This window comes from Nostoc sp. 'Peltigera membranacea cyanobiont' 210A, from assembly GCF_002246015.1.
Taxonomy (GTDB): domain Bacteria; phylum Cyanobacteriota; class Cyanobacteriia; order Cyanobacteriales; family Nostocaceae; genus Nostoc.
The window spans coordinates 317,173-342,404 of record NZ_NOLJ01000007.1 but is presented as its reverse complement, the minus strand read 5'-3'; the positions used below and the strand labels follow the sequence as shown (position 1 = coordinate 342,404).

Below are 25,232 nucleotides of genomic sequence, written 5' to 3'. Positions count from 1 at the left end.
ATGAAGTACTTATTTCTAATTTGGGTGCTTATATTCTCTTTAGTCGCTCCTAGTGCGGCGATGGCTGACAACAAACCGCTTCTCGACGAGAGCCTCCACCAACACGTCTACACTGAAGTAAAACAGCCATACAACTTAATATCTGGACTTGGCACAATCCACCATCCAGTTTCTACTTCTAATCCCCAAGCCCAAGAGTTTTTCGATCAGGGATTAAATTTAATTTACGCTTTTAATCATGATGAGGCAGTGCGTTCTTTTCAATATGCTGCCAAACTCGATCCGCATTTAGCGATCGCATATTGGGGTGTTGCTTTAGCCTTGGGCCCCAACATTAACTCGGCAATAGATCCCAACCGAGAATTAGCTGCTTACCAAGCAGTACAGCAAGCTTTGGCACTTTCTACCCAAGCTTCTACCCAAGAACGAGACTACATTACCGTCTTAGCAAAACGTTACTCTCAAGATGCCGATGCTGATTTGTATCAACTAGCAGTAGACTACGCCAAAGCAATGGCAACCCTAGTCAACCGCTATCCTGATGATTTGGATGCGGCGACACTTTACGCTGAAAGCCTGATGGATCTGCATCCTTGGCAGCACTGGACTAAAGATGGTAAGCCACAGCCAGATACAGAAGAAATTGTGGCTGTTTTAGAATCAGTTCTCAAACGTAACCCGAATCATGCAGGAGCTAATCATTACTATATCCATGCAGTGGAAGCCTCACCTTCTCCAGAACGGGCCCTTGTCAGTGCTAAACGACTCGGAACTCTAGCGCCAGCGGCGGGACACTTGGTACACATGCCAAGTCATATTTATTTTCGTGTGGGAGATTATGAAGGGGCAATGCAAGCAAACCAGCAGGCGATCGCTCAAGATGATATTTACATCAAAAAATATCAAGTCCAGGGTACTTACCCCATGATGTACTACAACCACAATGTAGATTTCTTCATGGTGGCTAGCAGTATGGCCGGAAAATATAAAGATGCTCTCCAAGCCGCAGAAAAGTTAGTCGCAAATGCTACTGCTATTGACCCGTATGCACCAATGCTAGAGGGATTTCTCGGCAGCAAAATGCTGATTCAGACACGCTTTAGTGATTGGGATGCCATCTTAAAAACTCTTGCTCCCGAAGCTAAATTGCCCACTACCTCAGCACTTTGGCATTTTGCTCGCGGCATGGCAAGCGCAGCCACAGGTAAACTTGAAGATGCAGCAAGTGAAAGTCGGGCAGTACTGGCTGCCAAACAGGGAATTTCCACCGCGGCAACCATTGGATTCAGTCCCGCCAGTCGCATTTTAGACATTGCCTCAAAAGTTCTAGACGCCAAAATTGCTAGAGAAAAGCGTGATTATGAATCTGCCATTTTATTGCTAGAAAAAGCGGTGGCAGCAGAAGATGCCCTCGATTACGTGGAACCACCAGACTGGTATTTTCCGACGCGGGAATCTTTGGGTGCTGTGCTTTTGGCTAAGGGTGACTATAGAGAAGCTGAGAAAGTCTTTCGTGCCGATTTAAAAAAATATCCCCATAATGGACGTTCTCTATTTGGCTTGCAGGCAAGTTTACAGGCATTAGGCAAAGACGAGGCCGCTCAACTTGTCAAAGCTGAATTGGAGACAGCTTGGAAAGGTGATGTTCGGCAACTTAAGATTGCAACTTTGGTTAATTAGCGCTCTTCCATCACTCTCATCAAACAATAATCGAAGCAGAAAACTGAAACTATCACCCAATCAAGGTTTGAGGCTTTATTTTCTAATATAAATTCAAAAATCTAGCTAAAACCTGAAAACCGAAGTCTCGTAAGCCTTGCAGCGATTGCTTTTCCCAAGACTGATGGAAGAGCGTTAGGGAACTCCAAGAAATAAATTATCCAATATTGTGGGGTGGGCATCTTGCCCGCCATATAAACTGGGCGCGGGCGAGACGCCATACGTGTCAACTTAACGCTAAACCCGCTTGGTGACAACGTTTTGCCCTCACCCCCAGCCCCTCTCCCATCAGTGAGAGGGGAGCTAGACATTCAATTCCCCTTCTCCCTTGGGAGAAGGGGTTAGGGGATGAGGGCGTGAGGCATTTGCAAAACGCCTGTCCAATAATAGTTTTCGGCTTAAGTTGACACCAATGGCGAGACGCCCACCCCACAAGAGTTAATTGGATATTTTTTTATTTGGAAATCCCTTAGCCGAACATGATGTTACGCCACTTATTTCCCTTTTCCGAAAGGAGAGGCTAGCGCCAAAAAAAAAGACTCGCGATGCTTGCCTCTGTAAGCATCGCAGTTGGTTTGATGGCGGGTTTTCCAAAAGAGTACAAGTCACAATAGTTTTATATTTGTTGCCTGACTCTGCCTTTCGTATTAAAATTTTGAAGTAATGCTTCATGGTGAATGCAGTCAAACGTTCAATTCGGATATTAAAGATGCGCCCCTGTATGTCTGATTTTCTATATCACCCTACAGAATTTATCTTATTCCATTTCCAACCCCTTTTTGCGGTGGATTGTACTTAGGGTATGTGGGGGCGGGCGATCGCTTAGGTGCGATCGCATCACTGGTTAACTATCTACTGGGTGCAAAGAGTTGGCTCGTATGTCATCCTAGATTTATGAGAGTTAATTCAGTGATGTCTTTGGTTTTAGTATTGAAAGGCTTTTTCCTTTTAGTATTTACAGACTTCTGAGAGAAATTAAAATCTCTACACAGTGATGATTTTGGAGAGAATCGATGTCAATTTATGTAGGTAACCTCTCTTATGATGTTACACAAGAAGATTTAAGTGGTATTTTTGCAGAATATGGTACTGTAAAGCGCGTTCAAGTACCTACTGACCGTGAAACAGGTCGTCCGCGCGGCTTTGCTTTTGTGGAAATGGGAACTGAAGCCGAAGAAACTGCTGCCATTGAAGCTCTTGACGGTGCTGAGTGGATGGGTCGTGACCTGAAAGTGAATAAGGCTAAACCCAAGGAAGACAGAGGTGATAGAGGTTCCTTTGGTGGTGGTAACAGAGGAGGATACGGCAACCGCGGCGGTGGCGGTGGCGGTGGCGGACGATACTAACCTTGGAAACAAAAACTCACCAAGAGTCTTAAGGTCAGACAAACAAGAGTCTGTCTTTTTTTTGTAATGTTACCGCCTGCATAGCCATTGATGAAGTCAACTTAGTAGGAGAAATAATGACCCAAGTAATTGTAGGTGACAATGAACACATTGAATCAGCCTTACGACGATTTAAACGAGAAGTTTCCAAGGCGGGAATTTTCCCAGACATGAGAAAGCATCGTCATTTTGAAACACCCTTAGAAAAACGCAAGCGCAAAGAAGTTGCCAAGCACAGACAAAGTAAGAGAAGTTTTCGTAACTAAGGGCTGAGATACAGCAGAATTCAGGAGTCAGAATTCAGAATTCAGAATTCAGAATTCAGAATTCAGAAGTCAGAAGTCAAACAGGCTTTATACCTTGCTTTGAGACTTAGCTTGTGTACTTCACCTTCCTGAAAATCCGCTGTAAATATGAATAAATTCCCTCATAGATTCTATGAGGGTTTTTCTTTTGTCTATTTTAAAATCAGGAAACCTAAAGAAACGCTAAAATCAAGTCAGCCTTTGTATTGTAGCGGTTGTGTCCCACATCACTCAGAGTGCGGTTCACTGCATAAATCCTGATTGTCAACGTCCTTATCCTCAGCCTTGGGGAAACAAATTTTGCAACAGCTGTGGCGCACCGCTAGAGTTGTTAGACCGCTATGTTCCACTTCAGCCCTTGGGATCGGGAGGATTTGCTCAAATCTACACAGTTTGGGATGAAACAACTCAAACAGAGAAAGTATTAAAAGTATTGGTAGAAGATTCGCCCAAGGCACTGGAATTATTTACCCAAGAGGCGGCGGTTTTATCTAATTTGCACCATCCAGGTGTCCCCAGAGTTGATGCCGAAGGGTATTTTCAGGTACAACTGTTTAATCCCAAACCGCACCAACTGCCTTGTCTGGTAATGGAAAAAATCAATGGGCGGACTTTAGAGGAGATATTAAAAAAGTTTCCCCAAGGGTGTCCAGAGAATTTGGTTTTAAATTGGTTTGCCCAAGCTGTGCAGATTTTACAAGAATTACACAAACGTCAGATTCTTCACCGGGATATCAAACCTTCTAATTTAATGCTGGGTACATCTTCGCCATCTGTAACCCCGTCTCCAGGGCAAGCAGAGGGCGATCGCTTGGTGTTAATTGATTTTGGCGGAGCGAAACAATTTAGCGCCTCTAAGCTGCGTTCTAAGTCTAGTTCCACACGATTATTTTCTTCTGGCTACAGTCCGCCAGAACAAGTGACTGGAGGTATTGTTGGGCCAAGTGCCGATTTTTATGCTCTTGGTCGAACGGTGATCGAACTACTAACAGGCAAATACCCGCTAGAGTTGGAAGATCAGCAAACGGGTAAATTGCGCTGGCGAACTGTGGTGAATGTCAACCCGCAACTAGCAGATTTGCTGGATGAGATGGTACAGGAGGATGTGCGATCGCGTCCCGCAAATGCAGCTATAATTCAAAAACGTTTGGCGAAGATTTCTCAACCATTACCGCCACCAGGGTTATTTGCCCAACTGCGAGACAATATTAAGCAAGGCTCAACGCATGTTTCCCAGAGATTTACACTGATAACACAAGCTATTGAACAAGTTTTAGCTAACTTTAGCCTAGCTGTTACCAAAACCGTTATTTTTATAGCTCAGACAATCTTCAAAATTTTCCGAGCTTGTTTGGCGACGATTTGGGCGATGATCTTGAGTACTATCGGCGCTTATTTTGGTGCGATCGCAGGTTTTATTTTGGCCTATCGTACCAGCTTGGGGCCTCAGATTGTGGAATTGATTGGAAGTCAGCTAAATCAATTAGTACCAAATACTCAACCCGTCTTCGGGGCAGATATTTTGGTATTCGTCGCCGCAGGCTGGGGAACCGCATGGGGACTGACAGTATCTGGGTGTTTTGGTCAACGGCGGCGGTTTTTAGTGGCTTCCCTGATGGGCATAATTAGCTATGGCTTCGGCTGGTTAATTTTGCAATTAATCACCCCAAAAGATAGCGGCGAGGGCTTAGTGGCAGTGATTTTAGTGGCAGTTTGCCTACTCACCTTGAGTTTAAGATTTCGCAGCCATCATGTAGTGTACGCTGTGTTCGCGGCCTTTGGCAGTGCGATCGCCTATGCAGTTTTGATTCTTTTAAAGTTAGCACCTCCAATTTTCCAATTTTCCAGTCAACCAGCTTGGTCAGAGTTATACTTGCCTCTGACTTTTTTTGGCACTGTAGGCTTCTTTATCAGCTTCTGGTTAGGAGTGAGTTATTACCTAATTGTCCCTGGATTGCGCCTTTTGGGATGGCGATGAAGTTAAAAGTCAAAAAAAGCGATCGCGTTTTGGGGAAACTTTAAAGGCGATCGCGTTGTTCGAGGAAAAGTGCGATTGGTATACTGAGAACAAATTCTAGAAAAGGCGATCGCCATCATGACGATACGCGAACTCTTATTACACGAACTAGCAAACGCGTCTGATGAACTCTTGCTACCAGTGCTGCAATTTTTGCAATTCCTCAAAGCGCATCCTATTCAATCCGCTGATCTTGAACTTGACACCCTGGAAACCATCATCAGTCTTCGGCAGGGATTAGCCGAATTTGATCGCGGTGAAGGACTTCCTGCCACCCAAGCGTTAGAAGAACTGCGTCATCAACTCCAGATTCCCCCTCGCCCATGACTTATCAGGTTTTGATCCAGCCAACCGCGTTTCAAGACATAGAAAACACTTACCGTTGGATGTGTGGCAACTTTGATGCTGAAACTGCTAATCAATGGTACTACGACCTGCAAGATGAGATTGCCTCCCTACAACTGTTTCCCAAACGATGCCCAATAGCACCGGAAGCACAAGGGATTGGGCGAGAAATTCGTCAACTCTTCGTCGGCAAACGTAGACAATATCGAGTGTTGTTTGTGGTTGAGGAGGATGTTGTGGCTATTATTCATATTCGCCACAGTCGGCAAGCGCGTATTGAACCTGATGCAGAGTAGGCGATCGCGCTACGCAACACAAGATATCAGCAGCATTTTGGATGGTGACGGATAAGGGGCGATCGCACTTTGGGGAAGTTTTCCTAAATTGAGAATTGCTGATATTGGGATAAATCCCTCCTGTCCTCTGCCTTTGTTGTCAATCAAGTGCCTAAAAACAAGATCCCCCTAGTCGTATTTTTATCGAGCTAGGGGGATCACATATTTGGTAGTCTATAATTGGTTCGGTATAGTTCCTTACGATTTGATTCTATAGCCTATATTTCCGTTTGAGTAGTCTTACTACTAGAATTTATGGTATTTTTACAGCTTCTTAATCAATGCTTCATCCCTGTACTTCCTTAGAGAAGCAGTATATGTAAGGATGACAGTACGTAATGTTCGTAACTTGTCATTTTTGTAAATATCAGTAAAAAATATGAAACTTAAGATTGTTGCCACCGTCTCCCTGTTAGCTTGTTTAGGGTTTGCAGAGCAGGCTCTTGCGTTAAATCAGCTAGACTTGGATCAGTTGAAGGCAACAAGTGCCTGTCCTCGGTGTAATTTGAGTGGTGCTGACCTAAGTAAGCTGAATCTAACTGGAGCAAATTTGCGAGGGGCTGACTTGAGCGCCGCTACATTATCTCAAGCTAATCTCACGAATGCCGATCTCACCGGTGCAAATTTAGAAGGTGCGATTCTGAATTCGGCGAATCTCAATGGTGCTTCTTTAACAGGAGCAAATTTAAAATCAGCGTCCCTGGAAAATGCCGATCTGTCTTTTGCTGGCTTCATCAGTGCCAATTTAGAAGCAGCAAACTTAAAAGATGCCAAATTGCAATTTACTAATTTTCGGGGTGCTAACTACCGATTAACAACTTTAAATAATGGTGTTGTCACCTCCGACAAACCTTATGGCTGGTCGTTAGAGCGTCAAAATCCCAGAGAATGTAACGAGTACAAACCCGAAAATACTCTAGGCACAACCTGCTATTCAAAATAAATTGGGGACTGGGGACTGGGAACTGGGGACTGGGCAATAATCAATAGTTTTTAGTTTTTCTTCCTCTGCTTCCCCTGCTCCCCATGCTTCCCCTGCTACTCTGCTTGTATAGCAAAAGCATTTTGTTTGTTAACAGTTCTTTATCATGGGAAAAAAGCCTATAGATTTATTAAATCGATGCTTACCCATATAAAAGACTTAGCAGCAAAACTAGCGCCCCGCTTAATTGAAATTCGCCGCCACATCCACTCTCACCCAGAACTCAGCGGTCAAGAGTACCAAACAGCAGCCTTTGTAGCTGGTGTTTTGTCTTCCAGTGGACTGCACGTACAAGAGGGAGTTGGCAAAACGGGTGTCATTGGAGAACTCCAAGGCACTAGCCAAAATGGCCCTTTATTGGCAATTCGCACTGATATGGATGCCTTGCCAATTCAAGAAGGCACAAATTTGGAATATGCCTCTCGTGCAGATGGGATTATGCACGCTTGCGGTCACGATGTCCATACCACTGTGGGGTTAGGAACAGCGATGGTGCTGTCCCAAATGGCAGAGGAGTTGGGTGGGAAAGTGCGGTTTTTATTTCAGCCAGCCGAGGAAATTGCTCAAGGGGCAAGCTGGATGGTGAAAGATGGAGCGATGGAAAATGTCTCGGCTGTATTAGGGGTTCATGTTTTCCCTTCTATACCCGCAGGATCTATTGGTGTGCGTTACGGGGCATTGACAGCCGCCGCTGATGATTTAGAGATTCTGATTATGGGAGAATCTGGACACGGGGCGCGTCCCCATGAGGCGATTGATGCGATTTGGATTGCTTGCCAAGTGATTACTGCACTGCAACAAGCCATCAGCCGGACGCAGAATCCTTTGCGCCCTGTAGTATTGAGTATCGGGAAAATTAATGGTGGTAGAGCGCCGAATATAATTGCGGATAAAGTGCAGTTATTGGGAACCGTGCGATCGCTCCATCCTGAAACCCGTGCCCATCTCCCAAACTGGATTGAAAACATTGTATCTAATGTTTGCCATACTTACGGAGCAAAGTATCAAGTTAATTATCGCCAAGGTGTACCCAGCGTCCAAAATGATTACGCCCTGACGCAATTGTTACAATCAGCCGCAGAAGAAGCTTGGAGTTGCGATCGCGTTCAAGTTTTACCCGAACCATCCCTTGGATCTGAAGATTTTTCTATTTATTTGGAACATGTCCCTGGTTCTATGTTTCGCTTGGGTGTCGGCTACAAAGAAAGAATCATTAACCACCCATTACACCATCCCCAATTTGAAGTTGATGAATCTGCAATTATCACTGGGGTTGTAACTATGGCATACACAGCTTATAAATACTGTCAGCAAAATTTGTAAACAAAAACTCCCAGCAAATAAACGCTGGGAGTTTTTGTTTAACTAACTTTTTTTAGCGGATATAAAAAGCTCGAAAGCATTCTACACATTCGATTCGCTAACAACGCCCAATTTCTCTTGAATTCGGGTTTTAGCGGCTTTGAATTCAGTAGCCAGCTGCTCGGTTTGCTCAGTAGTCAAGTTGTTGCGAATGGCAGCAAACATTGTGCTTTCTTCTTGACGAATATGATCGCCGAGAGCAGCCAATAGCTCTTTGACTTTCTCTTTGAATTGTGGTGAAGATGGGCTAAGAGCCTTAATTTCTTCTAACGCCTGCTTGGCATGAGCTTGTTCATCAAACAATTCTTGGGTGTTATCTTGACCGTAGAAAGGACGTACTCTTGGGTAGACTACTTCCTCTTCAGCTTCAGCGTGGGCACTTAAATCCTTGTAAATTTGACCGAAGTACTCTTGGATCTTCTGAGGATCTTCGCTTTGTAGTAGTTCGGTGAACAGGGTATTAACCTTGTTGTGATCGAGGCGGATGACATCTTGGATATTTAGATCCTTTTTGTCGCTGTTTTGGGTGACAGCACTACCTACCACACCACTGACTGCGGCCAAAGCGTCTTGAACACGTGCCCAAATTCCTTGATCTGCATCTTGTCCAGTGAGTTCACGGACACCCAAAATTTCCAGAATACCTTTGAGTTGCTCTTGGTGAGCGCGGTTCTCAAAGTTAATGGTATTCAAAGGTGCGATCGCTAGCAACACATCAGCGCCAACTTTTTGAGCAGCTTTGTGAACTATCAAGCCACTCATTACTAATTGATGTTTCAGCAATTCGTGCTGAGATACTTTTTCATACAGGCTCAACTCAGAACCTTTGAACAATTCACGAGCTTTTTCAATGAATTGTGTAACATTTTGTTTGGGTTCAGCTTGAATGCCATACTGACCAATTACGGTTTCTAAAACACCAAGGTTTTTTTGATCGTCATTTATGAAATTTCGGATGCGATCGGCAATTTCAGCATCAAGCCCTTGCGTCAAAAGCGATTGTTCATTTTCGATGACCAACTGTTGGAGAGCTTTAAGACTTGCAAGTTTTACGGCAATAGCATTGCGTTTCGTATCATCTAAAGTCGTTACCATCTGTGTTCTCCGTCGGCAAAGTGTTCATAATTCTTACTGATATAACCTTGACACAGAGTTTAGGGAGATTCCATCTTTCTTTTGAGCGATCGCTCTCACAACTATGGGTAGAGAAACAAAACTTTTACTTAGAGAAAAATTAAAGCGATCGCTTCTATTTTTGATTGCCATCAAAATCAAGCAATTCAGTATTACATTAAAATTGAAGAGATTACCTATTTGAAAGCAATCTATATCTTTAGAATGAAAATTAACATCAAAAAAACTACTTCTTATTCAAGAGGGCAAAATCGTAACCAGTCCCACTAGAGCAAGACTCACAACGCTCGATTTTGACTAGCATTGCTTCTCCTTGACGTTCCCCAGAGGGCGAAAACTGAATCATTCCGGTTGCTCCAGATGTTGAAAAATTGGGATTAGACAATACCCTTTGTAATCCTTCGCGGGTAGTGTCTTCTTTTAAGCCAGCAATAATTGCTTGGAGTGCATCATAAGCTCCCGCCGTTCTCTGATTTACTTGAGCATTCCAAAGCTGAAAGGCATTTTTTGCAAATGGGTTATCTTTATTAGCATCACGATGCCAATACACAGGTAATACCATTCCTTCGAGATCCTTGCCATTTTGTAAAGTTGTAGCACTGTACATAGTTTCAGAAGCAAACAGCGGCTTTCTACCTTTAACCTCTTGTGCTACCTTGGTGGCAAAATATATATTTCTAATTGAAGGGATTAGTAAAAAGCCACTTGCATTTTCTGTTTCGATGGCTTTATCCACAAAAGCTTTAGGGTCAAAATTCTTATCAGCTAAATTACAAGGCGTACTAATAACGTTGCTGCCATATTTTTTGATAGCTTGAGTGTACTGTTCTACAAGTATCTGATTTGATGAAGAGCTTGAATTATCTCTTGAACTACGAACATCGCCACAAATAGCAACATTTCTTGCTTGTCGAGCAATGTAGCGAGAATGAGTATCTACTAAATTATCATATAACGGATTTACATGAAATAAGTAGTTAGTTGTGGAACTATTAGACTGACTATTTATTGTATTATTATCTAATTTTTCGGGATTTTCTGCTTGATTTGGTAGCTCGACGGGTAAGACTAAAACCAAACCTTTCTCTTTATATATTTCAGCCTTACGCCTCACACCCACGGCAGCTACAAGACTTTTATCTTGAGCTAATTCATTATCTAGCCGTGCAGAATCTTCTCTATTATCAGCACTTGCAATTACAATTTGCAATTTTTTCCCATTAATTCCTCCTTGGTTATTAACTTCATTTTGAGCTTGAGCGACACCGCGTAAAATCTCTTCTGCTAAACTAGGATCAAAGCTAATTGGTGCGACGATCGCAACTTTTACAGCTTCTGAATTATCTCGTGCTATTTTGGCATTGTTTAAATAAATTAAAGTTTCTGGGTCATTGCGATTATTTTTCAGAGAATCAGTAAACTTTTTAACGGCAGTACTGAAATCTTTCTCAGCAAAAGCTTTAACTCCATCTGTTTTTTCAGGGGATGTTTGCACTTTCACCAAAATCCTTGTACCCAAATTCATTAATGACGACTTATTTGTAAATGAAGATGAAGTTTGTGTCGGGTCTGATGATGTTGTTATGATAGTAGAAGAGACTTTGCTAATTAACCATAAAATAGCTGCTACCATTACCCCAGCTATACCAAGAGAAATAAGCAGTCTCAAGTTTTCTTTTTTATTTGTCATGAATAATTACCAAGATTTTACAAAATTTATCTGTAATAAAGAGATTTATGACGATTGAGCAAAAACAAAAAATTAAAGATATTTAGCAATCACTTTGTTGATTATTTCAGAGATACCCACAATAATAACTGTCAATAAACCTGCCAAAATAACTAGCAATCCTACGAGTAGCAGCCCATTTAAACCAGCTTTGAGAAGATTATTGGTTAGGAGATTTCTGAAAGTAAAGACAACCAGTAAATTTGCGATGATAGCAATAAGAATTAAATAAGCTTTTTCTAGAAGTGGGCGAGATTGAATAAAGACTAATCCTCCTAAAATGAGCAACCACAATCCAGAGCTAATCCAAGTCGTTCCGAGAAAACTTATAAGTGCGATCGCTAAAAATGAACTACCCGATCCAGCTATTATTGCTCCAGACAATAATTTGCTGTTAGAGAATTGTGGTAAATATCGAGTTGATTGATGTTGATTTTGTGGTTGCGATCTCGATCGCATAGTAGGTGGAATAACTGTAGGAGATGATGTATACCTTAGCGGTGGCAACTTCTTAAAATCTTGTAAGAGAGCCTGTGCAGATTGATAACGCTGTTCGTGATTTTCTTGCAGTGACTTATTAAGAATCATCTCTAATTCTTGACTTATGGGTTGCGTTAAATGCTGCCGCCAATTAGAAGTCCAACCATAGCCTTGTTTCATCCACAAACTCGAAGGAGAGATATTAGTCAGCAGATGAAAGCAAGTTATTCCTAAACTGTAGATATCACTGGAAGGAAAAACTTTACCTGCTTGCATTTGCTCAATTGGGGCATAACCTAATGAACCAATAATTGTCCCCACTGCGGTGTTTGTAGGTTCCGTCTTTTGCTTTGCCACCCCAAAATCAATTAGTACTAATTTTCCATCATTTTGACGGCGAATAATATTTTCTGGCTTAAGATCGCGGTGAATTACTTGTTGTTGATGTATGTCTACCAGTACAGATAATAAATCTTTTAAAAAATCTCGAATCTTGGTTTCATCAAAAACTCCCTGCTGTTTTAATTCTTGCAACAGATTTTGCCCTTCGATAAACTGCTGCACTAAATACAGATATTCAGCTTCCTTAAAATATGCATACAAATTGGGAATTTGGAGATGTTCTCCTAGTTCTTTGAGACGTTTGGCCTCTCGTTCAAACAACTCAGTCGCTTTTTTATGTGCCTGACTACCCTGACTGCCATAAAATTGACTTAAAACCAGCTGCTTAACAACACATCGTTCATTGAGCTTGTCTATATCTTCTGCGATATATGTGCGTGCAAACCCTCCTCTCCCTAATGGTGCGATGATTCGGTAACGATTTCTCAATAGCGATACCAACTCTGTGCCACAACTGAGGCAGAAATTTGCCCCGCCAGGATTTTGAGGATTCTCGCAATTAGGATTTAGGCAGCAGACCATATAATTATCGCTGTCATTTTATTAGTTTTTAGAATATACCTTAAATTCTCTAGAGGCATTACATTGTAAAGTCTCTACATAGACAATGGCGTAGGTGTAGCCCATCGTAGACATCGCTTCTTGCTCTGCTAAACAATTTATCTAGCTCTACATTGTGAAAATTCTATGTAAGTTGAATATTTTTGTAGAGATACCCACCCCATTCTAGTCAAGAAAAACCAGGCTTGGCGATCGCTTCTCTTCCATCCCAAACACGAAATAAGCTGACTTTTAGCAGCCAGGAACTTCATCTCTCTGGGACAAAGATCGCACTTTTCACCAAAGTATTTCAATGACTAAATTCCTCTATGCGAATCAACCCTAATTCTCAAAAGCAGTACTGCCCTTCAGATAACACCTGTTTGTCACAGACGCTTTTTTTATGCCACCAATGCCGTAATTACCACACATATCCATTGTGAGGTTTACAAAACTCCCCGCAATTGTGACGATTACGCTAGAATTATTAAAGGTTCTTTACAGAGTTTGCCGATCGTTCTCAATTCTGTTAAAACAGCCTAGCATTCAAATGTAAATCTTATAAACACCCTCTAGAGTTCACCAAAAGCTTCTATGACGCTCCCAATTCGCAACGTCGCCATTATCGCCCACGTTGACCACGGCAAAACCACCCTGGTTGACGCACTCCTCAAACAATCCGGCATTTTCCGCGAAGGCGAAGACGTTCCGGATTGCGTTATGGACTCCAACGCCCTAGAACGGGAACGGGGTATTACTATCCTGTCCAAAAATACGGCAGTTCGCTACAAAGAAACGCTAATTAATATTGTTGATACTCCTGGACACGCTGACTTTGGTGGCGAAGTTGAACGCGTACTCGGCATGGTTGACGGATGTCTTCTGATTGTTGATGCCAATGAAGGCCCCATGCCCCAAACACGCTTTGTCCTGAAAAAAGCTTTAGAAAAAGGGCTACGCCCCATTGTTATCATCAACAAAATCGACCGTGGTCAAACTGATCCCCACGTTGCTGTTGATAAAGTATTGGATCTGTTCTTGGAATTAGGGGCAGATGAAGACCAGTGTGATTTTACCTATCTGTTTGCCTCCGGTATGGCAGGTTTCGCCAAAGAAAGCTTGGAAGCAGAATCGGTAGATATGCAACCCCTGTTTAACGCGATTCTGCAACACGTTCCACCACCAGTAGGCGACAGCACTAAGCCTCTGCAATTGCAAGTCACAACCCTAGATTATTCTGAATATCTGGGACGGATTGTGATTGGCAGAATTCACAACGGTACTATCCGCTCAGGACAGCAAGCGGCTTTGGTAACAGAAGATGGTACCATTGTCAAGGGTAAAATTACCAAGTTGATGGGCTTTGATGGACTGAAGCGCGTAGACATGGAAGAAGCAACCGCAGGTTATATTGTCGCGGTGGCTGGTTTCGCTGATGCTTATATTGGGGAAACGATTACTGACCCCAATGAACCGCAAGCTTTACCACTAATTAAAGTGGATGAACCAACCTTGCAAATGGCCTTCTGGGTGAATGATTCGCCCTTTGCTGGTCAAGAAGGCAAGTTGGTAACATCAAGACAAATACGCGATCGCCTATTCCGCGAACTCGAAACCAACGTTGCTTTACGTGTCGAAGAAACCGATTCTCCCGATAAATTCCTCGTTTCCGGTCGTGGAGAACTCCACCTGGGTATCTTAATTGAAACCATGCGCCGGGAAGGCTTCGAGTTTCAGGTATCTCAGCCACAGGTAATTTACCGCGAAATCAACGGTCAACCTTGCGAACCTTTTGAACTTTTGGTATTAGACATTCCTGCTGATGGTGTAGGTAGCTGTATTGAACGCCTGGGACAACGCAAAGGCGAAATGCAAGATATGCAACCTGGTAGTGGCGATCGCACCCAGTTAGAGTTTGTCATTCCCGCCCGTGGTTTGATTGGTTTCCGGGGTGAGTTCATGCGGATGACTCGTGGCGAAGGCATCATGAACCACAGCTTCTTAGATTACCGTCAAATCAGTGGCGACATTGAAGCTCGTAACAAAGGTGTTTTAATCTCCTTTGAAGAGGGTGTTTCTACTTTCTACGCCATGAGAAACGCCGAAGATAGAGGAGCATTCTTTATTACTCCCGGCACAAAGGTTTACAGAGGCATGATTGTGGGAGAACACAATCGTTCCCAAGATTTGGAACTAAATATCTGTAAGACCAAGCAGTTAACTAACCACCGGGCTGCTGGTGGCGATGAATTGGTTCAGTTGCAAGCACCAATAGACATGAGCCTAGAGCGTGCTTTGGAATACATCGGCCCCGATGAATTGGTGGAAGTTACACCCCAATCGATTCGTCTGCGGAAAATGTCGAAGAAGTTGGCGAAACGGTAAGTAAAGCAATAACTTAATTGATTTAGAAAGCCCACATCAGTGGGCTTTTTATTTTGTTGGTTACACCTGTCCATACCTTTTTTAGGCTGCTCAACTCCTCGAAACTCTCTAGTGTTGTTTGTCGTACTTATATCCAAAAAGACAAATTTTTTTTCTATGAAGCTTTATACAAATGTTCGTTATGTTCATTAGAGAATAAGGTTTTTACTGGTATAAATAAATATAATTGTCAGTCTTTATAAAAAAAACTAACTAAACTTTTATTAGTACAGCATGACAGCAAATAGCATTAAATTTACGATCGCCTTCAACGACCCTGACTTGGACGCGGAAGAAAAGGACGAACAGGTTCAACGACTAATTACTGAACTCAAGCAAATTGACGAGGTAGATGCAGTTGGTCGTGTTCTTGATCCCAGCCCACCAGAAGGCAACAAAGCATTAGGCGGTTTTCTAGTGGGTTTGTTAATGGCTGAGGTCAATGCAGCCAATGCGAAAAAGTTAGTGGGATTTCTGGGCGATCGCCTTGGTGGTAAACCTATTGAATTGTCGGTGGAAGCCAACGGCAAGAAGCTGACGGTGAAAGCCCACAGTCGGGAAGAACTGGAAGCCGCCATCAAAGCAGCCCAAGATTTTATTGCAGCATAGACAGGAAAAGATGGCAAAGGTAGCATTGCTGATTGGAGTCAGTGAGTATGAGCCAGGACTAAATCCTTTACCTGCGGCTGTCAAAGATATTGAGGCGTTGCAACGGGTTTTGAAAGATTCGGAAATGGGCGGATTTGATGACGTGAAAGCGCTTCCTAATCCTGACCGACAAACAATGGAATCTGAGATTGAAACCTTGTTTTCTGGTCGAGCCAAAGACGATCTTGTGTTGCTATTTTTCTCTGGACATGGCATCAAAGATGATGGTGGCAAGCTGTATTTTGCAACTCCGATAACTCGCAAGAATTCCAAAGGGGAGTTGATTCGGTCAACAGCTGTACCTGCCAACTTTGTTCAAGAAATTATGAACAATAGCCGTGCTAAACGGCAGGTGATTATCTTAGACTGTTGCTTTAGTGGAGCGTTCGATCCTGCCTTACAAGCCAAAGATGATGGATTAGTTGACTTGCAAACACAACTTGGATCTGAAGGGCGAGTGGTACTCACTTCCTCTAGTTCAACTCAGTATTCCTTTGAGCAGCAGCAATCAGACTTATCGATTTACACCAGATATCTAGTCGAGGGGATTGAAACAGGAGCAGGCGATCGCGATGAGGATGGCTTTGTTTCGGTACTGGAATTGCATGAGTATGCTGTCAGCAAGGTGCAGGAAACTGCCCCCAATATGACCCCGAAGATTATTGTTCTTAAAGATAAGGGGTTTGAAATTTTTCTCTCCAAAGCAAGAGTTACTGATCCTAAGCTGAAATATCGGAAAGCCGCTTCACGTTATGCAAATGCCGGAACGATTCGTCCATCTGGTCGCGCTGTTCTGAATACACTAAGGCAGCAGTTAGGCTTGACCTCTGAAGAAGCTGCTGAAATTGAAACTGAGGTATTACGCCCTTATCAGGAGCGATTAGATAATTTACAAACCTATCGAGAAGCTTTAATTGCAGAAGTAGAGCATGAATATCCTTTAAGTGAGGAAGCCTGTAAAGAAATGAATATGCTGCAAGAGCTTTTAGGGTTAAAAGACGATAATATTTTGCCGATTAAGCAACAAATCGAGGCACACTTTGTCGGCACTCAGGTATGTCAAGCTTGCAAAGGATCGAGAGAAGTTCGCAAACGTGTAAGAACTCCATTTGGTTCTTTTACTGAAGTTTCTATTTGTCCTAATTGTAAAGACTCGGAGAATTTAGCCTAGATTTTATCAGTTAATTAAGTCATGAAAACTTCATTAAAATAAGCAGATTAGATAAAGATGTAAGTCTTGGCACTTGCCGTACATTTAGTCAAATCCTTATCTTGAGGAGATAAGCCTGCTTGAGAATCCATTACAACGTTTTGAACCGTCATGCGCGTACCAGCAAAGGGCGACCTCCAGCAACTTGAGGTGTCCTCACAATTAGGGTTCCAATATCAACTATTGCTACCATGTTTTTTCCACTCTAACTGAATCAATGAATCTTCCACGTCTATTCACAAAAATTAGATAAGACTGATATATTTAAGGTAAATAATTTTCATCTAATAATTGAACAAGAGTGTAAGGACACTTTTCTAAAAAAATAGTTAAATCGGTTTTAATTTTCACAAAATCAACCGCACTTTGATAAATATTCTCTAAATCATCCTGTAACTTGTTTATTAAATTCGTCGTTAAATGATTATTTAAATCATATCTAAAGGTTTGAATTTCTCCAATCCAATGACGATGGTTTCTCTCATATTCAACCTGCCAATATTGGAGTAATAATATATGAATAATAATTTGCCTTAAAAGACCTTTGGCTTTAGCTAAATCTCTTTTCCCCAAACTGATTAATTCCTCAATTAAGTTTTCTAAATCAAGTTGGTTAAACTGTTTTTGTTTTAATAATTCAATAGTTTCTTCTAACCATAAATTCTCATCGGTTTCATAGAGTTGCTTTAACTTGGTAGTAATTGCCATATTTTTACCTTCTACCTACATTCCATAATTTAATCATATACAATTATAAATTTATAGATGCAAACCACCAAAATACAGATAAATTGTTAAGTTGTGTATACAATTCCTAAGTGACTCTACATTATGAAAAATATTGGGTTGACGCAAGGAGAAATTACAGTTCCAGAAAGCACGACTTTAGAAAAGTTCTTAAAACTTCCATACATTGAAGAGTCACCAGCTTGGGAATATATTAACGGAGAGGCAATCCAGAAACCTATGGGAGGGGCTAAACACAGCTTATTGCAAAAACGTTTAGTTGCAGTAATTGATGCGTTGGGCAGTAACTACGAAGCCTTTCCTGAATTACGCTGTACCTGCGGCAATCGTTCAGTAGTTCCTGATGTGGTTGTGATCTCTACCAATCAAATACCACTGGATGAGAGCGGTGATATTATTAGCAACGGGATTGATTTTGCACCCCCTTGGGCCCTCGAAATTCTTTCGCCTGCTCAAAGTCAAACGAAAGTAACTGGCAATATCTTACACTGTTTGAGAAATGGCAGTCAGCTAGGATGGTTGATTGATCCAAGTGAACGCTGTATTTTAGTTTATCAGCCTAATTCTTTACCAGATTTGTTAGCAGGACAAGATATATTACCAGTGTTAGAAGATTTAAATTTGACGCTCTCTGTTAATGAAGTCTTTGCTTGTTTACAGCGTAAAAATTGACATTATTCCTAGAGCTTCTCATGTGAGAGATAAATATGCGTAAATTTCCTGTATAAGAAACACTGATCCCTCAAGTTATTACTGGGGTGTAATGCTGTCCAATCAGGATACTTAAACTCACTAAGTCACTGAGCAGCCGAATATCCACTCTAGTTTATCTGCGCTATGCTTGGTACTACTTTCATTTCACAAAAACTCGACACGTCCCAACATCTCTTCAGGTTTCATCACCTCATACATCAAAACCAACGTTTCAATGATTTCACCAATTGAACGAGTTCCTTTCTTGCAGTAGGTAATACCAGGATGATCAAGCCTAGAACTTGCAATAATCAAAAAATCTGCATCTTGGGTGAACAGTACTCGATGTGTTTCTTGAATAAACGCTAACTGGACTTCATCGGTTTGGGTGCGTAATTCCACATCATTGGTTGTTGTGACATCAATTCCATAACGACGTAAGCCAAGGGCAATTGCAGGATCGACATTTTCATCCAGATGAAAGCGAATTCGCTCACTCATTCCTCAACTGTCTGAGTTTCTCTTGAAGACGCGACGGATGATTTTGCTTCAGTACCTCAACTAACTCATTCTCTTCTGCTGTACGGCCATCAATCTCGTCTCGGCGATCAAAGTAATAAGCCATTGCTGCATAAACAGATGCCAGTGACAGGTCATACTTCCCAGCAATCTCTACTAAGGAATATCCTAGCTTTAAATGCATCACTGCCACATCTTCTACAGCAATGCGAGTATTGACAATGCAGGGCTTCCCACTCCGCACATCAGAAGAGATTTCAATATGCTCCCGACTGACTAACTGCATCAATCAATCTTCCACCTCTATTCCATATTTTAATAATACAGATTTTTTTGCCGAACCCCTGAGACACTGTGAATTTGGGGTGGTATTGGGTTAAAAAAGAAACATGAAAATCATCAAACCCATCACCAATTGGTTAGAAACCCGTGCCAGTGCCCCTGCTTATGGCGGTTGGGTGCTAGCATTAACCGCGATTTGTTTTTTTGGTGCAGGTATCAATACGATGGCTGGTTGGCTGTACGCCATTAGCGGCATTAGTTTTGCCCTTTTGGGTGTAGCAGCCATCTTACCGCCGCGATCGCTCACAGGTCTATCCATCTCCCGCCGTCCCATGCAACCAGTGTCAGCGGGGGACGATCTAACGGTGGAATTAGAAATCTGCAATCAGACACAGCAGCCTGTAAACTTATTGCAAGTTGAAGATATGCTGCCCTTCGTTTTAGGAAAACCAGTACAAAAGGCAATCGAAACAATTCCTAGCCAAGGTAGTTACCGTTGGGTATATTACCACCTGACTCAGCGCCGCGGTGTTTATCGCTGGCACACAGTCAAACTTGGTTCTGGTGCGCCTTTGGGATTGTTCTGGTGTCGTCGTCAGCGTGATTGTGCTGCCACAGCGATCGTTTATCCTACAGTGTTACCTCTGGCTACCTGCCCTTTGGTAGATGAAATGGGGCAAGAAGAGAGCAAAAGAGGCGATCCTCGTGGTAGACCATTGCAGACAGCGACAACAGGGTTGGTGCGATCGCTCCGTCCTTATCGTGTAGGAGATCCTACTCGTCTGATTCACTGGCGGACTAGTGCCCGCTATGGGGAATTAAGGGTGCGGGAGTTAGAAATGGTAACAGGTGGACAAGAAATAGTTATTGCCCTTGACAGTGCTAGCACGTGGGAAGAAGAAAACTTTGAACAAGCAGTAATTGCCGCAGCATCGCTGTACTTTTATGCACAGCAACAGCAATTAGAGGTGCAACTCTGGACAGCATCAACAAATTTAATTAAAGGCGATCGCTTTGTTCTAGAAACCTTAGCAGCAACCGCAGCCTTAGAAGATGCCAGTTCAGTAGTTCCTAAAAGCTATCCCTTGATTTGGCTGACTCAGAATCCTCTGAGCCTTGCTACTCTTCCTCAAGGCAGTCGCTGGGTTTTGTGGCCAAATATCTCCTCAGCAGCAGAACCAGAGGTAATTAATTGGGAACATCTTGGTATAGTTTTGCAAAGCGATCGCCCACTGCAACCCCAACTACAAAAAACATTACATTCATAAATCAATTCAAATTTTATAATTTCAAAGACTGCTGACAAGTTCAGCTTCTGCGATTTCTGAGATTTTCTCCGATCCCAGGACACCGGATATATCAGCCTTTGAGCAAAGGTAAGACAATTTGAGCAGGTCAGGTTGGGGAAATACACCCAGTAATCCCTTAGTGAGGCTGAGGTACAATGCAAAGAAATATTTAAATTATGAGCGACATGATCACATCAGAACATAACACAAAATCCAGCGATAAAAGCCTAGAGGCAATGCGGCATTTTTCCGAACAATACGCCAAGCGTACTGGAACATACTTCTGTTCTGAACCTTCTGTCACCGCAGTCGTGATTGAAGGACTAGCCAAACATAAAGACGATCTAGGTGCGCCTTTATGTCCTTGTCGCCATTACGAAGATAAAGAAGCTGAGATTCACGCCACATATTGGAACTGTCCTTGTGTACCAATGAGAGAACGCAAAGAGTGCCATTGCATGTTATTTCTCACCCCTGACAACGAGTTTGCTGGAGACAAACAAGAAATCTCTCTGGAAACAATCAAAGAAGTACGAGACAGCATGGGATGAGCGAAATCATCCCCCAAGAGTTTTGGCAAGGCGTAGAACAGTTCAATTCTGGACAGTTCTACGCTTGTCATGACACTTTAGAGGCTTTGTGGATTGAAGCTAGCGAACCAGAAAAAAGCTTTTATCAAGGCATTCTGCAAATTGCTGTGGCACTATATCATTTGGAAAATCGGAACTGGCGAGGTGCCGTAATTTTATTGGGAGAAGGCGGCAATCGCCTACGCCGTTACCCATCTAGTTACGGCGGCGTTGACGTAGATGAGCTATTGAGTCAGAGCGCAGCTTTGTTGACGAATTTACAACAAATAGGGCCAGATAAGATTACAACTGGTGATTTGGGTGAAAATCAAGTTTTATCTTTGCCTAAAATTGTGCTGTCTACTGATTAGACATCTGGTAAATTAATTATGCGTTGCCCGAAATCCTCGGTAAGCACAATTCATGTAGATGCAAAACGGCTTAAGGCAGGCTATTGTGCCTATGGCGTTGCTGATTCCATGTATGAAAATGATTTTGCATAATACCAAAATCCTTGTAGAGACGAAGTAGTGCTACGTCTCTACATCCAGATTCATACTTCAATTCAGCAACGCCGTGCCGGGAGCAACGCGAAAAAGTGAGATCCTCGTGAAAAGAGCAGGGGAGGCAGGGGGAGCAGGGGGAGCGAAGAGAAAACTTTAGTATTTTTTATGACCGTTATAGCTCTAAATACACTTATTTCTTTCTCTTCCCCTGCCTCCCCTGCATCCCCTGCTCCCCCTGCTCACAAAATCGCATTGCTCCCCGCCGTGCCTACGTTATTTTCACTTAGATATCAATTTCCTGAAACCTTGAGGTTGGGGGTAGCGTCACTATTTCAGCCAGTAGTTATCGGAAATCACTCTAGATTGTATATTTCATATCTGGATAAAGTACTTGAGTTGACACTCCTCGCGCCTATTGGTACGAGGATTCTTGGTTCGGCGAGTCCACTTAGTCTAGACTCCTTGCGGTATCTAGACCATAGGTGGTTCTCTCCCCAAGCGTTAACTTTTGGTCTGCCCGACCATAGTTGCTCATAGTGCAAAATTTGTTTGAAGCTTAATGCTGTTCGTCTAGTACCTGTAAATCTTTTACCTACTTCCAGGTGATACTAGAACTACGAAGTAGAACCAGCAAGATTTACTAGTCAAGGTGCAGCGTCTGCGCATTAGGCAGCAATTGGGTTTTTAAAGTGGTTAATTACCCTTCCACAAACTCCATTGTACCAAACAAAGCCGTCCTTATCGGACGGGGTTTTAGACCCAAATTTTCGATAATTAGAATGCAAGCTGAAATCCTAAATCCCCAATTGCTATGATGCCCTGCTATCAATTGCCCATATCCCAGATGCGTCGCTTTGGATTAGCTTTAATGCTGCCAGCTGCACTCTTGGGCGCTTTTGCTTTCCCTACCCAAGTGCAAACCGCTACTGCGCAAACATCTCAGGCAAATCGCCCCCTGACTATCCGCGCTGATGTGCAAGAATATGACGCTAAAAATCAAGTAATTACCGCTCGCGGTAATGTGCAAATGTTGTATCCGGCTCGCCAGCTTCAGGCAACATCTGCCCAAGCACAGTATTTTAGTAAAGAACGCCGAATTGATTTCAGTGGTAACGTCTATATTTTGCAACAGGGCGGTAACAGTATTCGGGCGGAGAAAGTAACCTATTTAATTGATGAAGGGCGATTTGTGGCTTTACCCCAATCCAACCGTCAGGTAGAGTCCATCTACATGATCGAGGAATCAAATAATAGTGGACAAACTGCGACACCTGCCCCACAAACACCACCTTTGAAGCCTTCTAATTAGCATTTACCACCAAGAAAGGGTGCTTCCAGCGTGAAAATTGTTTTAGAGAATATTCACAAATCTTACGGCAAGCGAGTAATTGTCAATCGTGTCAATCTTTCTGTTGCTCAGGGCGAAATCGTTGGTTTACTAGGCCCCAATGGGGCTGGTAAAACGACGACTTTTTACATTGCCACAGGTTTAGAAAAACCCAATCAAGGAAAAGTTTGGCTGGGTAATGTAGATGTGACGGGAATGCCAATGCATCAAAGGGCACGACTGGGTATTGGTTATCTAGCACAAGAAGCAAGTGTTTTTCGCCAACTCTCGGTAGAGGATAATATTCTGTTAGTGCTAGAGCAAACTCATGTGCCACGATGGGAGTGGTCAATCCGACTTAGAACTTTACTGCGGGAGTTTCGGTTGGAAAAATTAGCTAAAAGTAAAGGAATTCAACTTTCTGGTGGTGAGCGACGACGGACGGAATTAGCAAGGTCTTTAGCTGCTGGACGAGAAGGTCCCAAATTTTTGCTTTTGGATGAACCTTTTGCGGGAGTCGATCCGATCGCAGTCTCAGAAATTCAGCAAATCGTAGCACAACTGCGCGATCGCGGCATGGGAATATTAATTACAGATCATAATGTCCGCGAAACCCTCGCTATCACCGATCGCGCCTACATCATGCGTGAGGGACAAATCCTCGCTTTTGGTGCTGCTGACGAACTTTACAGCAATCCCCTGGTGCGACAATATTATTTAGGGGATAATTTTCAAGTCTAAATTAACAATTATTTAGTTAATAATTTCAAAGGATATTTTGATTTTTGATTCTTCAGCATGAATTTATTAGTTTATTTTTAGCTATTAAGTATTTAATTTTGATCTTAAATACACTAGAGATGCTTTGCTTTGCCAGGGTTGCCAATATCTAAATTTTCAAGTTGCTTATGATATCAAAGAAGCTCCCGTCTTTTAATAGTCTTTATTCGCTGCTGCCTTTTACGATCATGGATCGCTACCTTGCCAGCGAATTGTTAGCGCCGTTTTTCTTTGGTGTCGGAGCTTTTTCATCAATTGGCGTCACCATTGATGCTGTATTCGATCTCGTCAGAAAAATTGTCGAATCTGGGCTACCTATAGACATTGCTATTCAAGTTTTTTTGTTAAAATTTCCCAATTTTATCGTTTTAGCTTTCCCCATGTCTACGCTGCTGGCTACTTTGATGACCTACAGTCGTCTTTCTAGCGAGAGCGAATTAATTGCTTTGCGTGGTTGTGGCGTCAGTGTCTATCGCATGGTGCTAACTGCTGTGATGTTAAGTCTTGTAGTCACAGGAATGACATTTGTGTTTAACGAAGAAATTGCACCAGCAGCCAATTATCAAGCGGCGATGACTTTAGAGAAAGCGCTGAAATCAGACAAGCCCACTTTTAAACAACAAAATATTTTCTATCCTGAATACCAGGATGTTGTCCAGCCGGATGGCTCTAAGAATCGGATATTGACACGCTTGTTTTACGCCGACCAATTTGATGGTAAGCGGATGAAAGGGTTGACAATTATAGATCGCTCAACAAAAAATCTGAATCAAATTGTGGTGTCAGAATCTGCTCAGTGGAATCCTTCTCAAAATGTCTGGGATTTTTACAACGGTACAATCTATTTTGTTGCTGCCGATCGCTCTTATCGCAATATCGTCAAATTTGAACAACAACAACTGCAACTACCGCGCACGCCATTAAGTCTGGCAGAAAAAAGCCGGGATTATGGTGAAATGAATATTTCTGAAGCACTACAGCAACTAGAAGTGGAAAATCTTGGTGGCGATCGCCAAAAAATTCGTAAACTTGAAGTGCGGATTCAACAAAAAATCTCTTTGCCCTTTGTATGCGTAGTTTTTGGCTTGGTAGGTGCAGCGATGGGAAGCATACCGCAACGGACGGGGAGAGGTACAAGCTTTGGGATTAGTGTACTAGTTATATTTTCGTACTACTTAATTTTCTTTATAAGTGGGGCTATGGGACAAGCAGGTGTCCTTTCTCCCTTTATGGGGGCTTGGTTGCCCAACTTTCTTTTTTTGGGAATAGGTTTATTCTTATTGATGCGAGTTGCCAGACGCTAAATTGAGGTGGATGCGGCAGTACACAAACAATATTAAACATCTGGTGAAATTAAATATGCGTTATCCATAACCCCTGTAGAAACATTGCAGTGGTACATCTCTACATTCTTTTTCACCAGATGTCTATTAGGGAACTCCAAAAAATAAATTATCCAATTTTTGGAATCACAACGACTTTTCCTCCCCCTGCTCCCTGCCC

At 42.5% G+C, this 25,232-nt stretch carries 25 protein-coding genes; 18 read left to right on the top strand and 7 right to left on the bottom strand.

What is annotated here, in order from left to right:
• From CDG76_RS23545 to CDG76_RS23505, 8 genes are all read left to right on the top strand, one after another.
• Positions 1 to 1,680, top strand: a complete 1,680-nt coding sequence (locus CDG76_RS23545) for a tetratricopeptide repeat protein (protein ID WP_094351324.1) — start codon at positions 1 to 3, stop codon at positions 1,678 to 1,680.
• A gap of 1,052 nt (positions 1,681 to 2,732) precedes the next feature.
• Positions 2,733 to 3,065, top strand: a complete 333-nt coding sequence (locus CDG76_RS23535; RefSeq protein WP_094351322.1) for an RNA recognition motif domain-containing protein — start codon at positions 2,733 to 2,735, stop codon at positions 3,063 to 3,065.
• A 116-nt stretch (positions 3,066 to 3,181) separates the two neighbouring features.
• The gene (gene rpsU / locus CDG76_RS23530) at positions 3,182 to 3,370 is read left to right on the top strand and encodes a 30S ribosomal protein S21 (RefSeq protein ID WP_012407716.1); all 189 of its coding nucleotides are present in this window, start codon (positions 3,182 to 3,184) and stop codon (positions 3,368 to 3,370) included.
• A 256-nt stretch (positions 3,371 to 3,626) separates the two neighbouring features.
• Positions 3,627 to 5,387, top strand: coding sequence for a serine/threonine protein kinase (locus CDG76_RS23525; RefSeq protein ID WP_190240957.1), 1,761 nt, complete (start codon positions 3,627 to 3,629; stop codon positions 5,385 to 5,387).
• A 117-nt stretch (positions 5,388 to 5,504) separates the two neighbouring features.
• Positions 5,505 to 5,753, top strand: coding sequence for a prevent-host-death family protein (locus CDG76_RS23520; RefSeq protein WP_094351321.1), 249 nt, complete (start codon positions 5,505 to 5,507; stop codon positions 5,751 to 5,753).
• The gene (locus CDG76_RS23515) at positions 5,750 to 6,067 is read left to right on the top strand and encodes a type II toxin-antitoxin system RelE/ParE family toxin (protein WP_094351320.1); all 318 of its coding nucleotides are present in this window, start codon (positions 5,750 to 5,752) and stop codon (positions 6,065 to 6,067) included. Before CDG76_RS23520 ends, CDG76_RS23515 begins: the two co-directional genes overlap by 4 nt.
• Before the next feature lie 418 nt (positions 6,068 to 6,485).
• The gene (locus tag CDG76_RS23510) at positions 6,486 to 7,049 is read left to right on the top strand and encodes a pentapeptide repeat-containing protein (protein WP_094351319.1); all 564 of its coding nucleotides are present in this window, start codon (positions 6,486 to 6,488) and stop codon (positions 7,047 to 7,049) included.
• A gap of 177 nt (positions 7,050 to 7,226) precedes the next feature.
• Positions 7,227 to 8,411 (top strand): M20 family metallopeptidase, encoded by a 1,185-nt coding sequence (locus CDG76_RS23505; RefSeq protein WP_094351318.1) that lies wholly within the window; start codon positions 7,227 to 7,229, stop codon positions 8,409 to 8,411.
• Positions 8,412 to 8,492: 81 nt separating this feature from the next.
• Here CDG76_RS23505 and CDG76_RS23500 read toward each other — a convergent pair whose 3' ends face one another.
• The 4 genes from CDG76_RS23500 to CDG76_RS23490 form a co-directional block, all read right to left on the bottom strand.
• On the bottom strand, positions 8,493 to 9,545 hold the full coding sequence (locus tag CDG76_RS23500) for a hemerythrin domain-containing protein (protein WP_094351317.1): 1,053 nt from the start codon (positions 9,543 to 9,545) through the stop codon (positions 8,493 to 8,495).
• A 33-nt stretch (positions 9,546 to 9,578) separates the two neighbouring features.
• Entirely contained in the window at positions 9,579 to 9,716 is a 138-nt protein-coding gene (locus CDG76_RS37605; protein WP_190240956.1) for a hypothetical protein, read from the bottom strand.
• 94 nt (positions 9,717 to 9,810) lie between these two features.
• Positions 9,811 to 11,274, bottom strand: a complete 1,464-nt coding sequence (locus tag CDG76_RS23495) for an ABC transporter substrate-binding protein (RefSeq protein WP_094351316.1) — start codon at positions 11,272 to 11,274, stop codon at positions 9,811 to 9,813.
• A 72-nt stretch (positions 11,275 to 11,346) separates the two neighbouring features.
• Positions 11,347 to 12,717, bottom strand: a complete 1,371-nt coding sequence (locus CDG76_RS23490; RefSeq protein ID WP_094351315.1) for a serine/threonine-protein kinase — start codon at positions 12,715 to 12,717, stop codon at positions 11,347 to 11,349.
• A 612-nt stretch (positions 12,718 to 13,329) separates the two neighbouring features.
• Between CDG76_RS23490 and typA the strand changes: the two genes are divergently transcribed.
• The 3 genes from typA to CDG76_RS23475 all read left to right on the top strand — a co-directional run bounded on the left by typA (position 13,330) and on the right by CDG76_RS23475 (position 16,978).
• Positions 13,330 to 15,120, top strand: coding sequence for a translational GTPase TypA (gene typA / locus CDG76_RS23485; protein WP_094351314.1), 1,791 nt, complete (start codon positions 13,330 to 13,332; stop codon positions 15,118 to 15,120).
• A 273-nt stretch (positions 15,121 to 15,393) separates the two neighbouring features.
• The gene (locus tag CDG76_RS23480) at positions 15,394 to 15,768 is read left to right on the top strand and encodes a hypothetical protein (RefSeq protein ID WP_094351313.1); all 375 of its coding nucleotides are present in this window, start codon (positions 15,394 to 15,396) and stop codon (positions 15,766 to 15,768) included.
• Between the two features lie 10 nt (positions 15,769 to 15,778).
• Positions 15,779 to 16,978, top strand: coding sequence for a caspase family protein (locus CDG76_RS23475; RefSeq protein WP_094351312.1), 1,200 nt, complete (start codon positions 15,779 to 15,781; stop codon positions 16,976 to 16,978).
• A 303-nt stretch (positions 16,979 to 17,281) separates the two neighbouring features.
• Here CDG76_RS23475 and CDG76_RS23470 read toward each other — a convergent pair whose 3' ends face one another.
• Entirely contained in the window at positions 17,282 to 17,725 is a 444-nt protein-coding gene (locus tag CDG76_RS23470) for a DUF29 domain-containing protein (RefSeq protein WP_094351311.1), read from the bottom strand.
• 123 nt (positions 17,726 to 17,848) lie between these two features.
• Between CDG76_RS23470 and CDG76_RS23465 the strand changes: the two genes are divergently transcribed.
• Entirely contained in the window at positions 17,849 to 18,436 is a 588-nt protein-coding gene (locus CDG76_RS23465; RefSeq protein WP_094351310.1) for a Uma2 family endonuclease, read from the top strand.
• A gap of 186 nt (positions 18,437 to 18,622) precedes the next feature.
• Here CDG76_RS23465 and CDG76_RS23460 read toward each other — a convergent pair whose 3' ends face one another.
• Both CDG76_RS23460 and CDG76_RS23455 read right to left on the bottom strand, forming a co-directional pair.
• The gene (locus tag CDG76_RS23460) at positions 18,623 to 18,958 is read right to left on the bottom strand and encodes a DUF5615 family PIN-like protein (RefSeq protein WP_094351309.1); all 336 of its coding nucleotides are present in this window, start codon (positions 18,956 to 18,958) and stop codon (positions 18,623 to 18,625) included.
• Positions 18,951 to 19,262 carry a DUF433 domain-containing protein gene (locus CDG76_RS23455; protein ID WP_094351308.1) on the bottom strand — a complete coding sequence of 104 codons (312 nt, stop codon included), beginning with the start codon at positions 19,260 to 19,262 and terminating at the stop codon, positions 18,951 to 18,953. Before CDG76_RS23455 ends, CDG76_RS23460 begins: the two co-directional genes overlap by 8 nt.
• A gap of 103 nt (positions 19,263 to 19,365) precedes the next feature.
• Here CDG76_RS23455 and CDG76_RS23450 point away from each other — a divergent pair, with 103 nt between their 5' ends.
• From CDG76_RS23450 to CDG76_RS23425, 6 genes are all read left to right on the top strand, one after another.
• The gene (locus CDG76_RS23450; protein ID WP_094351307.1) at positions 19,366 to 20,526 is read left to right on the top strand and encodes a DUF58 domain-containing protein; all 1,161 of its coding nucleotides are present in this window, start codon (positions 19,366 to 19,368) and stop codon (positions 20,524 to 20,526) included.
• A gap of 206 nt (positions 20,527 to 20,732) precedes the next feature.
• On the top strand, positions 20,733 to 21,098 hold the full coding sequence (locus tag CDG76_RS23445) for a ferredoxin thioredoxin reductase catalytic beta subunit (RefSeq protein ID WP_094351306.1): 366 nt from the start codon (positions 20,733 to 20,735) through the stop codon (positions 21,096 to 21,098).
• The gene (locus CDG76_RS23440; RefSeq protein WP_094351305.1) at positions 21,095 to 21,487 is read left to right on the top strand and encodes a DUF309 domain-containing protein; all 393 of its coding nucleotides are present in this window, start codon (positions 21,095 to 21,097) and stop codon (positions 21,485 to 21,487) included. Before CDG76_RS23445 ends, CDG76_RS23440 begins: the two co-directional genes overlap by 4 nt.
• Before the next feature lie 946 nt (positions 21,488 to 22,433).
• Positions 22,434 to 22,931, top strand: a complete 498-nt coding sequence (locus tag CDG76_RS23435) for an LptA/OstA family protein (protein WP_094351304.1) — start codon at positions 22,434 to 22,436, stop codon at positions 22,929 to 22,931.
• Positions 22,932 to 22,961: 30 nt separating this feature from the next.
• Positions 22,962 to 23,690, top strand: a complete 729-nt coding sequence (lptB, locus tag CDG76_RS23430) for an LPS export ABC transporter ATP-binding protein (RefSeq protein WP_094351303.1) — start codon at positions 22,962 to 22,964, stop codon at positions 23,688 to 23,690.
• A gap of 227 nt (positions 23,691 to 23,917) precedes the next feature.
• A complete protein-coding gene (locus tag CDG76_RS23425; RefSeq protein ID WP_094351302.1) occupies positions 23,918 to 25,033 on the top strand; it encodes an LptF/LptG family permease in 1,116 nt (371 codons plus the stop codon).
• Positions 25,034 to 25,232 lie beyond the last annotated feature (199 nt).